The sequence below is a fragment of the Marinomonas sp. TW1 genome, assembly GCF_001625355.1.
Classification (GTDB): Bacteria; Pseudomonadota; Gammaproteobacteria; order Pseudomonadales; family Marinomonadaceae; genus Marinomonas.
The window spans coordinates 1-12,313 of record NZ_JSEE01000002.1 but is presented as its reverse complement, the minus strand read 5'-3'; the positions used below and the strand labels follow the sequence as shown (position 1 = coordinate 12,313).

At 44.8% G+C, this 12,313-nt stretch carries 9 protein-coding genes and 4 tRNA genes; 12 read left to right on the top strand and 1 reads right to left on the bottom strand.

Annotated features, from left to right (window positions below; all coding sequences use genetic code 11):
- The first annotated feature begins 99 nt into the window (after positions 1 to 99).
- The 9 genes from OA79_RS01645 (at position 100) to OA79_RS01605 (ending at position 7,447) form a co-directional block, all read left to right on the top strand.
- On the top strand, positions 100 to 1,353 hold the full coding sequence (locus tag OA79_RS01645; RefSeq protein WP_063331485.1) for a D-amino acid dehydrogenase: 1,254 nt from the start codon (positions 100 to 102) through the stop codon (positions 1,351 to 1,353).
- Positions 1,354 to 1,365: 12 nt separating this feature from the next.
- On the top strand, positions 1,366 to 2,466 hold the full coding sequence (gene alr, locus OA79_RS01640) for an alanine racemase (protein WP_063331484.1): 1,101 nt from the start codon (positions 1,366 to 1,368) through the stop codon (positions 2,464 to 2,466).
- Between the two features lie 215 nt (positions 2,467 to 2,681).
- A complete protein-coding gene (gene alaS, locus OA79_RS01635; RefSeq protein WP_063331483.1) occupies positions 2,682 to 5,297 on the top strand; it encodes an alanine--tRNA ligase in 2,616 nt (871 codons plus the stop codon).
- Positions 5,298 to 5,344: 47 nt separating this feature from the next.
- Positions 5,345 to 6,586, top strand: a complete 1,242-nt coding sequence (locus tag OA79_RS01630) for an aspartate kinase (protein WP_063331482.1) — start codon at positions 5,345 to 5,347, stop codon at positions 6,584 to 6,586.
- Between the two features lie 146 nt (positions 6,587 to 6,732).
- Positions 6,733 to 6,921, top strand: coding sequence for a carbon storage regulator CsrA (gene csrA, locus OA79_RS01625; RefSeq protein WP_013795210.1), 189 nt, complete (start codon positions 6,733 to 6,735; stop codon positions 6,919 to 6,921).
- A gap of 68 nt (positions 6,922 to 6,989) precedes the next feature.
- Positions 6,990 to 7,079 (top strand) — tRNA-Ser (locus OA79_RS01620).
- A 60-nt stretch (positions 7,080 to 7,139) separates the two neighbouring features.
- Positions 7,140 to 7,216: transfer RNA gene (locus OA79_RS01615), tRNA-Arg, on the top strand.
- A 54-nt stretch (positions 7,217 to 7,270) separates the two neighbouring features.
- A tRNA-Arg gene (locus OA79_RS01610) sits at positions 7,271 to 7,347 on the top strand.
- A gap of 23 nt (positions 7,348 to 7,370) precedes the next feature.
- Positions 7,371 to 7,447, top strand: a tRNA-Arg gene (locus OA79_RS01605).
- Between the two features lie 77 nt (positions 7,448 to 7,524).
- Here OA79_RS01605 and OA79_RS01600 read toward each other — a convergent pair.
- Positions 7,525 to 8,532 (bottom strand): tRNA dihydrouridine synthase, encoded by a 1,008-nt coding sequence (locus OA79_RS01600; protein ID WP_231908777.1) that lies wholly within the window; start codon positions 8,530 to 8,532, stop codon positions 7,525 to 7,527.
- A 157-nt stretch (positions 8,533 to 8,689) separates the two neighbouring features.
- Here OA79_RS01600 and OA79_RS01595 point away from each other — a divergent pair, with 157 nt between their 5' ends.
- Genes OA79_RS01595 through OA79_RS01585 form a run of 3 tightly spaced genes read left to right on the top strand, consistent with a single transcriptional unit; the run spans position 8,690 to position 11,959 of the window.
- Entirely contained in the window at positions 8,690 to 8,935 is a 246-nt protein-coding gene (locus tag OA79_RS01595; RefSeq protein WP_063331481.1) for an OadG family protein, read from the top strand.
- A 37-nt stretch (positions 8,936 to 8,972) separates the two neighbouring features.
- Positions 8,973 to 10,754 carry a sodium-extruding oxaloacetate decarboxylase subunit alpha gene (gene oadA / locus OA79_RS01590; RefSeq protein ID WP_063331480.1) on the top strand — a complete coding sequence of 594 codons (1,782 nt, stop codon included), beginning with the start codon at positions 8,973 to 8,975 and terminating at the stop codon, positions 10,752 to 10,754.
- A gap of 32 nt (positions 10,755 to 10,786) precedes the next feature.
- The gene (locus OA79_RS01585; protein WP_063331479.1) at positions 10,787 to 11,959 is read left to right on the top strand and encodes a sodium ion-translocating decarboxylase subunit beta; all 1,173 of its coding nucleotides are present in this window, start codon (positions 10,787 to 10,789) and stop codon (positions 11,957 to 11,959) included.
- Positions 11,960 to 12,313: the final 354 nt, after the last annotated feature.

Below are 12,313 nucleotides of genomic sequence, written 5' to 3'. Positions count from 1 at the left end.
GTGGTTTTTATATCTTTAAATTGAAATTAAAATAGATGATAAAACTGGTTTTTGTATGTAATCATAGTTCAAACGACTTATTGGTTTATTGGAGGTTGTATGCAGGTCTGCGTATTGGGTGCTGGCGTTGTTGGCTTAACATCTGCTTACTATTTGGCTCGAAAAGGGTTTGAGGTGACGGTAATTGATCGTCAGCCCAGTGTTGCGTTGGAAACCAGTTTTGCGAATGCTGGGCAAATTTCACCAGGGTATTCCGCACCTTGGGCAGCGCCAGGTGTGCCGCTTAAAGCCATTAAATGGTTAATGCAAAAACACGCGCCGCTGAAAATTAGTCCTGATCCAGAAGTGAAAAAGCTACTGTGGATGGGGAAGATGCTGTCGCAATGTACTGAGGGAGCATACAACACCAATAAATCCCGCATGATGGCCCTTGCTGAATACAGTCGCGATCAATTCATTGCTTTGCGAAAGGAACTCGGCATTCGTTACGATGATGGTCAAGGCGGGACTTTACAGTTGTTTCGTAAGGAAGAGCAAGTAGAGGCTGCCGCTAAAGACATCAAGGTGCTGCAGGCCTTAAATGTACCGCATCAAATGTTGACGCCTGAGCAAATTATTGAGGTGGAGCCTGGCTTAGTGCCTGTCATCGATAAGTTTAAAGGTGGCCTTCGTTTGACCGGTGATGAAACGGGCGACTGTTATGTATTTTGCCAATCCTTGAAAGCGCATTGCGATGCGTTAGGCGTCACGTTTCAATTTAATACCGATATTCAATCTTTGTCTGTTGAATCTGGTAAAATTCGCGGTGTTATTACGCAAAATGGCTTACAAGCTTTTGATCATGTGCTGGTCAGCTTGGGCAGTTATTCAAAAGAACTATTAAAAGCTTGTGATATTGATATTCCGGTTTATCCAGTAAAAGGATACTCCCTGACCGTCCCTGTTACAGATACGCAATACGCTCCGGTTTCGACTGTGATGGATGAAACATACAAGGTGGCGGTGACTCGCCTTGGTGATCGTATTCGTGCAGCGGGTACGGCTGAGTTGACAGGGTACAATCTTGAATTGCCAAAATCCCGTACCGAAACCATTAGTCATGTGGTGGAAGACTTGTTTGGTCAAGGTTGTCAGTTGGCGGAGGCTGAGTATTGGACGGGGTTGCGTCCTATGACTCCGGATGGCACTCCTGTCGTAGGAGCGACAAATGTGGCCGGCTTGTATCTTAATACTGGTCACGGAACATTAGGCTGGACAATGAGTTGTGGTTCTGCAGCAGTGATTGCGGATATCATGGCGGGCAATCAAACGGAAGTCGATTCATCTGACTTGTCGGTTAAGCGTTATCAGTAGTAAGGAACATCTATGGCTAGGCCGTTAGTTGCCAGCATCGATTTGGATGCAATTTTATACAATTATCAATTTGCTAAAAAACTTCAGCCAAGCTGTAAAGCATTTGCTGTCGTAAAAAGTAATGCCTATGGGCATGGTGCTGTGCCTGTAGCCCAGCATTTGGATAAAGAAGTGGATGCGTTTGCTGTTGCGGCGATTGAAGAGGCGATTGAGCTTAGAGACGCGGGCATAGAATCACCAATTATGTTGCTTGAAGGGGTGTTCGAACCCTTGGAATGGCAGTTGTGTGAGCAACATGGATTTTGGTCTGCTCTGGAGAATGAGCAGCAATTGGCTGGTTTGTTAGAAAGTCAGTCAAAGATTGGTAAGGTGTTTGTCAAACTGGATTCGGGTATGCATCGTTTGGGGGTTGATAAAGCTGAAGCTAACAATTTGGTGGTCCAATTGCGTCAAAGTGGTTTGGTGGATGATGTCTTGTTGATGACGCATTTCTCTTGCGCCGACGATTTGTCTGATTTGACCACTATGGAGCAATTAGCCTACTTCGAAAGTGCGCGCCGTGATATTGGTGACATTGAAGCCAGCGTGGCCAATTCGGCAGCCATCATGAAATGGTCTGTACCAGAAGGTGGCTGGATTCGTCCAGGCATCATGTTGTATGGCATTTCGCCTTTTGCGGGTGTTGCTGGTGTGCAGTTGGGGTTGAAACCAGCCATGACTTTATCGTCAAAGATCATTTCTGTTCGTCATTTACAGAAAGGTGATCAGGTGGGTTATGGTCGTACTTATCAGGCGGAGCAAGCGCATCAGCTAGCGACCATTGCTGTAGGTTACGGCGATGGCTATCCTCGCGTGACGGAAAACGGTGCGCCGGTTCGTATCGCGGGCGAGGCGGGTTATTTAGCGGGTCGTGTTTCTATGGATATGATTACGGTTCGCTTGCCTGATGATTCTGACATGGTGATGGAGCTCGGTCAGGAAGTGGTTTTGTGGGGAGGAGACGTTCCTGTAGAAGAAGTAGCGGATTATGCTGGCACCATAGGATATGAAGTGGTGACACGTATGACTTCTCGACCTCATTATCGTTATTGTTCCACAACAAAAACGACCTAATCTTCCTATACAAACACCTCTTTTGATTCAAAAAAGAGGTGTTTGTATAGGATTTGCACAAAATAAGCTTAAAATTCCTGCGGTTTCTTTTGAAAAAACCTATCCTTTGCGTGTACTATTTTGTGCTTTTCGTTGCATAGTGGCCGCATTTTGTTTACCGCGGCTAGCGCAGCCTTAATTCGCCCAGAAATATAGAGATAGAGACTCACCCCATTATGAAGAGTTCTGAGTTACGTCAGTCATTTTTGTCTTACTTCGAAAGTAAGCAACATCAGATAGTTGAATCCAGCTCACTGATTCCAGGTAACGACCCTACTTTGCTGTTTACTAACGCAGGTATGGTGCAGTTTAAAGATGTTTTTCTTGGCGACGATGTGCGTCCTTATACGCGAGCGACCACGTCTCAGCGCTGTGTCCGTGCTGGTGGTAAGCATAACGATTTGGAAAACGTCGGTTATACAGCGCGTCACCATACTTTCTTCGAGATGTTGGGTAACTTTAGTTTTGGTGATTACTTTAAAACTGAAGCCATCAGTTATGCGTGGGAGTTTTTAACACAAGTATTAAAGCTACCAACTGAAAAGCTCTTGGTTACTATATACGCAGACGATGATGAAGCCTTTGATATTTGGCATAAACAAATTGGTTTGCCAGCAGAAAAAATCATTCGTATTGGTGATAATAAAGGTGGTCGTTATCAATCTGATAATTTCTGGGCTATGGGAGACACTGGTCCGTGTGGTCCTTGTTCTGAAGTTTTCTATGATCATGGTGAACACATTTGGGGTGGGCCACCAGGATCGCCAGAAGAAGATGGTGATCGTTTTATCGAAATCTGGAACGTTGTCTTCATGCAGTTTAATCGATCTGCAAATGGTGATATGTCAACGCTTCCTAAGCCTTCGGTTGATACGGGAATGGGCTTGGAGCGTATTGCGGCCATTTTGCAAGGCGTGCACAGCAACTACGAGATTGATCTGTTTCAAAATTTAATCAAAGCCTCTGCAGACGTTGTTGGTACAGAGGATTTGGAAGCGCAATCTTTACGTGTTATCGCTGACCATATTCGTTCTTGTTCTTTCATGATTGTGGATGGTGTCGTGCCGTCGAATGAAGGTCGTGGTTATGTGTTACGTCGTATCGTTCGCCGTGCGGTACGTCATGGCAATAAATTAGGTCAGGACAAACCCTTCTTCCACAAGTTGGTAGCCGCATTGGATGTCGAAATGGGTGATGCTTACCCAGAATTGCGTAAGCTAAAAGATCGTGTGACGTCTATCCTGTTAAAAGAAGAAGAGCAGTTTGCTAAAACTCTAGACCAAGGTATGCGCATTCTTGAAGAAGCCATTGCGCAATTAGATGGTAGTAAAGTGCTCCCTGGTGAGACGGTTTTCAAGCTTTATGATACCTATGGTTTCCCAGCGGATCTAACCAATGATGTTGCTCGTGAAAACGGTTTGGAAATTGACGAAGTGGGTTTTGAAGCTGCGATGGAAGCACAGCGTGCGCGTGCGCGTTCGGCAAGCAACTTCAGTATGGATATGTCCGGCAGTGTGAGCTTGGATACCGAAACCGAGTTTACTGGTTATGACAAGCTTGAAGATGAATGTCAGGTTGAAACCATTTTGTTGGATGGTCAGTCAGTACAAACACTTGAAGCCGGTCAACAAGCGTTAGTAGTACTGAAAAACACACCTTTCTACGGTGAGTCTGGTGGACAAGTTGGTGATCAAGGTTGGTTGCGTGGTGGTTTGGCTTTTAAAGTGAGCAATACAACCAAGCAAGGTAAAGCGCATCTTCATCATGGCGAATTAAAAGAAGGTACTTTGTCGGTAGGGGATAAAGTGACTGCGCAAGTGGATAGCTCCATGCGTCAAGCCACTGCATTGAACCACTCGGCAACACACTTGATGCACGAAGCCTTACGTCGTGTTCTTGGTGACCATGTTGTGCAGAAAGGGTCTTTGGTGGATGCGGAGCGTTTGCGTTTCGATTTCTCTCATTTTGAAGGTGTAACTGCCGCTGAAATTGAACAAATTGAAGACATGGTAAATGAGCAAATTCGCCTAAATCATGCTGTTGAAACCGATATCATGGATATTGAAGCAGCAAAAGACAAAGGTGCGATGGCGCTGTTTGGTGAGAAATACGATAGCCAAGTGCGAGTATTGACTATGGGTGCCGACTATTCCATCGAATTATGTGGCGGTACGCACGTTAAGCGCACTGGTGATATTGGTTTGTTCAAAATTATCACGGAAAGCGGCATTGCAGCGGGTGTTCGCCGTATCGAAGCGGTGACAGGTAAAGCGGCTGTTGAAGTGAATCGAGTGATGGAAAATACCCTACAACAAATTGCGTCACTGGTGAAAGGGAATAAAGACTCTGTCCTTGATAAAGTGACGGCACTTAATGACCAAGCCCGCACGCTACAGAAAGAGTTAGATGCGATTAAAGGCAAATTGGCTGCCATGGCGGGAGCCGATTTGGCTTCTCAGGCGGTCGATATTAATGGTGGCAAGCTGTTGGTTGCTCAAGTAGAGGCGGATCCAAAAGCGCTGCGCGATATGTTAGATCAACTGAAGAGCAAGCTAGAGTCAGCGGTTATTTTGTTGGCTGCGGTTAACGACGGTAAGGTGAGTTTAATTGCTGGTGTGACTAAAGAACTGACAAAGCAAGTAAAAGCGGGTGACCTTATTAAGATGGTTGCACCTTTAGTCGATGGTAAAGGTGGTGGTCGTCCTGATATGGCTCAGGCCGGCGGTAATAATCCAGATGCGCTACCAAGTGTTCTTGCTTCAGTACCGGATTGGGTTGCTGAACGAGTTTAAAATGTTTAGCCCGACGAGTCGGGCTCTTTTTAGGTAATGATAAGACTATGGCGTTGTTAGTTCAGAAATACGGTGGTACTTCGGTCGGTACAATAGAGCGTATCGAAGCAGTGGCTGATCGAGTGCAGAAGCATAAGCAGCAAGGTGATGATATTGTTGTCGCGGTGTCTGCAATGAGTGGTGAGACGAATCGCTTGATTGAGCTTGCAAAAAGTATCCAGTCTACACCTGATGCCCGTGAGATGGATGTGTTGCTGTCTACGGGAGAGCAGGTAACGATTGCTTTGTTATCTATGGCTCTAATGAAGCGAGGTATTGCTGCGCGTTCTTACACGGGTTCTCAAGTGCGCATTACGACTGACAGCGCTCATGGTAAAGCTCGTATTCAAGAAATTGATACGGAGGCAATGAAGGCGGATCTGGCAGAAGGTAAAGTGCTGGTGGTTGCTGGTTTTCAGGGCGCTGATGAATTTGGCAATATCACGACCTTAGGGCGTGGTGGTTCTGATACAACGGGGGTGGCGTTGGCTGCCGCGTTAGGAGCCGATGAGTGTCAAATATATACCGACGTAGATGGTGTGTATACAACTGACCCTCGTGTAGTAGACAGTGCTCGTCGATTGGACAAGATTACCTTTGAAGAAATGTTAGAGATGGCGAGTCTCGGTTCTAAAGTGTTGCAGATTCGTTCTGTTGAGTTTGCTGGTAAGTACCAAGTGCCGTTGCGTGTACTGTCCAGCTTTAAAGATGGTGAAGGCACGTTAATTACAACTGATGGGGAACTTGATATGGAACAAGCCGCTGTTTCTGGTATTGCATTTAATCGCGATGAGGCGAAGCTGACGCTAAAAGGCGTTCCAGATATTCCTGGTGTGGCATCAAGAATCCTTGGGCCAATCAGTGACGCTAATGTTGAAGTGGATATGATTGTGCAAAACGTATCGGTAGACGGTACCACTGATTTTACTTTTACGGTGCATCGTAATGAGTATGAGTTGGCGTTGAAGACGTTACATCAGATTGCTGAAGAGTTAGGGGCAAAATCTGTTTTGTCTGATGCTAAGATTGCTAAGGTGTCTATTGTTGGTGTTGGTATGCGATCCCATGCTGGTGTGGCGAGTACGATGTTTAAAGCCTTGGCGGAAGAGTCGATTAATATCCAGCTCATCTCTACATCAGAGATTAAAGTGTCGGTTATTATTGATGAGAAATACATGGAGCTAGCAGTACGTACGTTACATTCTGCTTTCAAATTGAGTGATTCTGCTGCAGGTGTTAGCGAAGCGTAACAAATGAATACATAATCCTTGTTTTTTGCGATGGTTTAATTTTTATTGAGCGGCTAGAATATACCTTGTAGGAAATAGCCTACAATGTTGTAGGTAATATCTATCAATTAAATTTTAGAATATAGCAATTACAGGGAGATATTCTTATGCTTATTTTGACTCGTCGTGTTGGTGAGACCTTGATGGTTGGTGACGAAGTGTCCGTTACTGTGTTGGGTGTAAAAGGGAATCAGGTGCGTATTGGTATCAATGCACCAAAAGATGTTTCTGTTCACCGTGAAGAAATATATCTTCGAATTCAAAAAGAGCAAGATGGACAAGATTCTGAGGATTAATTTTTAAAAAAATTTCCAAAAAGTCTTTACATGGCGTTAGAGCAGTATATACTACGCCGCACTTGTTTGGAGAGTTGGCCGAGTGGCCGAAGGCGCTCCCCTGCTAAGGGAGTATGGGTTAACACTCATCGAGGGTTCGAATCCCTCACTCTCCGCCATTCAAGTCAACCTTTCAGAGACTATCCTTTCTGAGTTGTAAGGTTGAAAATTGTAGTTACGCATCCGTAGCTCAGCTGGATAGAGTACTCGGCTACGAACCGAGCGGTCAGAGGTTCGAATCCTCTCGGATGCGCCACTTCAATTTAAAATTTCTGCAAATGGTTTTACAATCATTCTAGACGTTATATACGCATCCGTAGCTCAGCTGGATAGAGTACTCGGCTACGAACCGAGCGGTCAGAGGTTCGAATCCTCTCGGATGCGCCATTTAATGTCAAACAAGTAGTTACGCATCCGTAGCTCAGCTGGATAGAGTACTCGGCTACGAACCGAGCGGTCAGAGGTTCGAATCCTCTCGGATGCGCCATTACTGCCTTTCTTATTTTTCCTTGTTCTAAAAAATCTTCTCTCTTGTCGTCGATATATCTTAAAATCTAAACGTTATTAAGCTTTCAAAATGTTTTGTATCTTCATAGTGAATTCTGCAACGCTTTTACTTTGACGCAACATTTTTAAGTGATGTTGAATGTCTGAGAATTCAAAGCGTAAGTGACCAATCCACTGTTTTAATCGCCCTAGGGTCGCTACTTCATCGTATTCGAGTTGCAGTCTTTGTGTGTATTCTACAAAGAGTAAAGCCAGTTGGGTTTTGTGTTGAGTGCATCCAGCTTCGTATGAAGCATTTCTAATATCCTGAAATATAAAAGGGTTATTTAATGATCCTCGACCAATCATAAACTCAGTACAGCCTGTAATGGTTTTGCACTTGGTGAGTGAGTCAAGGTCTGTGATGTCGCCATTGGCAATGACTCGCATTTGAGTTCGGTCTTGAATTAAACCAATTTTTTCCCATCTTGCTGGTGGCTTATAGCCGTCTTTCTTTGTTCTACCGTGTATTGTTAGTGCATTTGTGCCAGCGCTTTCAATCGCGGCAACATTATCAAACAGTTTTTCTTCATCTTCATAACCTAGTCGGATCTTGGCGGACACAGGGATCTGTGCCGGAACCTGTTGGCGGATGGCATTCATGATGCGAAATAAGGTTTCTGAGTCTTGTAGTAAGACTGAGCCGCCTCCGTGTCCATTGACTCGTTTTGCTGGGCAACCAAAATTCACATCAATATGATTAGCGCCTGCGGCAATGGCGTTGACAGCGCTTTCTGCCATGAGTTCGGCATTGCTGCCTAGTAGTTGTGTGTGTACTGGGTGGTGATAGTCTGTTTTTGCGCTATTTTTATTTTCAGGGATGAGCTTTTTAAAACTGGATGTCGGAATTGGGTATTGAGTGACGCGAACAAATTCCGACACAAGGTAGTTCATGCCGCCAATTTTTGAGAGTAAGGCGCGCATAGTGTGATCCATGACACCTTCCATTGGAGCAACGGCCAGTATGATGTCACTACGCTGGGGTTCTTTGTGTAAATTTTGATTGTTTTCTAGGGAATTGTTCACGAAATAAGTCTAACTGTTATGCAAAAAAAATATGAAACTGTTCTGGTTTATGGTAAAAAAAGAGTTACCAAATTAAGAAGATCTGTTCAAAAAATGAATATGATCACATTCGCTGCCTCTAAACAAGGCAATAATTCGTGCACATAAGGGTAGGGTAATGAACGAATTGATAAGTGAAGGTGTAGGCCTGATGGTATTGGGGATGGGGTTTGTCTTCGTCTTTCTAGTCGTGCTGATTTTTGCTACTGGCTACATGTCGTCCATTATTAATAAATTCTTTCCAGAAGTCGTTCCGGTGGCTAAGTCTAGTACTCCGGTATCCGATAGCGTAACCAGTGCGGCGGTTGATCCACAGATAGCGGCCGCAATTACCGCTGCTATCCATCAACATCGTAATAAATAATCTCATTTAATCGCAGAACATAGCAGAGGCTGGATCTATGACAACAATTAAGCAACCTCTTGGTATTACGGACGTCGTGTTACGTGATGCTCATCAATCATTATTTGCAACTCGTCTTCGAATTGATGACATGTTGCCCATTGCTGAAAAGCTAGACAATGTTGGTTTTTGGTCGTTGGAGTCTTGGGGTGGGGCGACCTTTGATTCTTGTATTCGTTTTATCGGTGAGGATCCTTGGGATCGAATCCGTGAGCTGAAAAAGGCTATGCCGAAAACGCCTCAGCAAATGCTTTTGCGCGGACAGAATTTATTAGGATATCGTCATTATGCTGACGATGTGGTTGCTAAATTTGTGGAGCGTGCCGCAGCCAATGGTGTTGATGTATTTCGTATTTTTGATGCGATGAACGACCCTCGAAACCTTGAGCAAGCCATTAAGTCAGTAAAAGAAATGGGCAAGCATGCGCAAGGTACGATTTCTTATACTAAAAGCCCTGTTCACACGACTAAGAATTGGGTGGATTATGCGAAAACCCTTGAAGATATGGGGGCAGATTCCATTGCCATCAAAGACATGTCGGGTATTTTGACGCCTTATGATGCCTTTGATCTCGTGTCTTTATTAAAGGAGCAGACTGATCTTGAGGTTCAGTTGCATGCACATGCGACTTCAGGTTTGTCTGATATGACCATTCTGAAATCAATTGAAGCTGGAATTGATCGAGTGGATACCGCCATTTCTTCAATGTCTATGACTTACGGGCATTCTTCAACAGAGTCAGTCGTTGCGGCATTGCAGGGAACGGATAGAGATACAGGCTTAGATTTGGAAGCGCTGGAGGATATTGCAGCCTACTTCCGAGAAGTGCGTAAGAAATATGCGAAGTTTGAAGGTTCGTTGCGTGGTACGGATTCACGTATTCTGATCGCCCAGGTGCCTGGCGGTATGTTGACGAACATGGAAAGTCAACTGAAAGAACAGGGCGCTGCGGATAAGTTTGACGATGTGCTAAAAGAGATTCCAAAAGTGCGTGAGGATCTTGGTTTGATTCCTTTGGTAACGCCGACGTCTCAGATTGTAGGGACGCAGGCTGTACTGAATGTGTTGACTGGTGAGCGCTATAAATCGATTTCAAAAGAAACGGCTGGTATTTTAAAAGGTGAATACGGTGCTGCACCAGCTGAATTCAATAAAGAGTTACAGCAGCGGGTATTGGATGGCGCTGAGCCGATTACTTGTCGTCCTGCTGACTTGCTTGAGCCTGAAGTTGAAAAACTGACTCAAGAATTGCAGGACTTGGCGAAGGAGAAGCAAATCGATCTTTCTGAACACTTGATTGACGATGTTTTAACCTATGCCTTATTCCCGCAGATTGGTTTGAAATTCCTCGAAAACCGAAATAACCCAGACGTCTTCGAGCCTGTCCCAACGGGTCAAGAGTTAGTGGAAGCGGCTCAAAGTGTTGAGGGGCCAGCGGTTTATACGGTTAGTGTTGCGGGTCAAAGTTATGTTGTTGAAGTGGAAGAGGGGGGTGATATTAGCCAGATTCAACCTGTTTCTGCATCATCAACGGCTCCTGCTGCTTCATCGGTAGCGGCACCAAGTGGTGGTGAAGATGTTCCTGCGCCATTGGCGGGTAACATATTTAAAGTGCTTGTGAAGCCAGGGCAACAGGTTCAAGAAGGTGAAACCATTATGATTCTAGAGGCGATGAAAATGGAAACCGAAATCTCTGCCCCTAAAGCGGGTGTGGTTGGTTCTATTCACGTTAAAGAAGGTGATGCTGTACAAGTGGGTCAAGCATTGCTGTCACTTTAATTCATTTGCAAGAATAAAAAGGGTTTAACCAAATGGAACAAAAATTATTAAATCTGTACCACGATACGGGCATATATCAGCTTGAGTTCGGTCAAGCTGTGATGATGTGTGTGGGGCTGTTACTTGTCTACCTTGCCATTAAGAAAGGTTTCGAGCCGCTGTTGTTGTTACCAATAGGGGTTGGGGCTATTTTGGTTAACATTCCTGGTGCAGGTTTTATGGCGGCGCCCGTTTATGATGCTGCTGGACATATGGTGTCGCCAGGCGGACTGCAGTACTACATTTATCATGGTGGTATTGAGACTGGTTTGTTTCCGCTATTAATCTTTATGGGTGTTGGCGCAATGACCGACTTTGGCCCTATGTTGGCCAATCCGAAAACCTTGCTACTGGGGGCGGCTGCTCAATTTGGTATCTTCGCAACGGTAATCGGAGCGGTGGTGCTTGGTGCGAGCGGTATTATGGACTTTACGTTAGCAGATGCGGCCGCGATTGGTATTATTGGTGGTGCGGATGGTCCAACGGCAATTTTCGTGGCGAGCCGATTAGCTCCCGATTTACTTGGTGCTATTGCGGTGGCAGCGTACTCTTATATGGCGTTAGTGCCATTGATTCAGCCGCCTATAATGAGGGCGTTAACCTCTCAAGAAGAGCGCGCGATTAAAATGGTGCAATTGAGGCACGTCACGAAAACAGAAAAAATTGTATTTCCAATTGTTGTGACTTTATTGGCGGCGGCGTTCTTGCCTTCTGCTGCGCCTCTGCTGGGGATGTTCTGTTTTGGTAACTTAATGAAAGAGTCTGGTGTGGTTGATCGTCTTAGTGATACCGCTCAAAATGCCTTGATCAATACCGTGACAATATTTCTCGGCCTAGGCGTTGGTTCTAAACTCAGCTCAGAAGCATTTTTGAATATAGAGACTCTGGGAATTTTGTCTCTTGGCTTGGTGGCCTTTGCAATTGGTACGGCAACGGGTGTGCTAATGGCGAAAGTGCTAAACAAAGTATCTGAGCATCCAATTAATCCATTGATTGGCGCAGCTGGTGTGTCGGCTGTACCGATGGCTGCGCGTGTTGCTAACAAGGTGGGTTTGGAAGCCAATAAACAAAACTTCCTGCTAATGCATGCTATGGGGCCAAATGTTGCAGGAGTAATCGGTTCTGCGGTAGCGGCTGGTGTTATGCTGAGTTATGTTGGTGGTTAAGATTGTTATTGCGTTATAAAAAAGGCGCTCATGCGCCTTTTTTATTGTCTTTTGGTTGTTTTTTAAACGATTTTGGTGATTTAGTATGCCTATACAATAAAACTTAACCAAAACATCAAAAAAACGCAAAAAAGAGTTGCACTAAATCTGTATATCCTTAATATACGCCCTCGCTGACACGGACAGGGCTTCACTCTCTAAGAGAAACGAAGCAGCTTAAGTGTAACGGCAACGCTCTTTAAAATAGATAATCAGATAATTTGTGTGGGCGCTCGCTGGGGCTTCAAAAAAGAAATTGAAGTCTTACGAGAGTCAAACACGTCAATTCGCTTTATTAAGTAAAATTGTGAGTGT

Bases quoted from the DNA above. Each gene is read 5' to 3' on its own strand.
- OA79_RS01645 (WP_063331485.1), top strand. From the start codon at position 100: ATGCAGGTCTGCGTATTGGGTGCTGGCGTTGTTGGCTTAACATCTGCT.
- alr (WP_063331484.1), top strand. From the start codon at position 1,366: ATGGCTAGGCCGTTAGTTGCCAGCATCGATTTGGATGCAATTTTATAC.
- alaS (WP_063331483.1), top strand. From the start codon at position 2,682: ATGAAGAGTTCTGAGTTACGTCAGTCATTTTTGTCTTACTTCGAAAGT.
- OA79_RS01630 (WP_063331482.1), top strand. From the start codon at position 5,345: ATGGCGTTGTTAGTTCAGAAATACGGTGGTACTTCGGTCGGTACAATA.
- csrA (WP_013795210.1), top strand. From the start codon at position 6,733: ATGCTTATTTTGACTCGTCGTGTTGGTGAGACCTTGATGGTTGGTGAC.
- OA79_RS01595 (WP_063331481.1), top strand. From the start codon at position 8,690: ATGAACGAATTGATAAGTGAAGGTGTAGGCCTGATGGTATTGGGGATG.
- oadA (WP_063331480.1), top strand. From the start codon at position 8,973: ATGACAACAATTAAGCAACCTCTTGGTATTACGGACGTCGTGTTACGT.
- OA79_RS01585 (WP_063331479.1), top strand. From the start codon at position 10,787: ATGGAACAAAAATTATTAAATCTGTACCACGATACGGGCATATATCAG.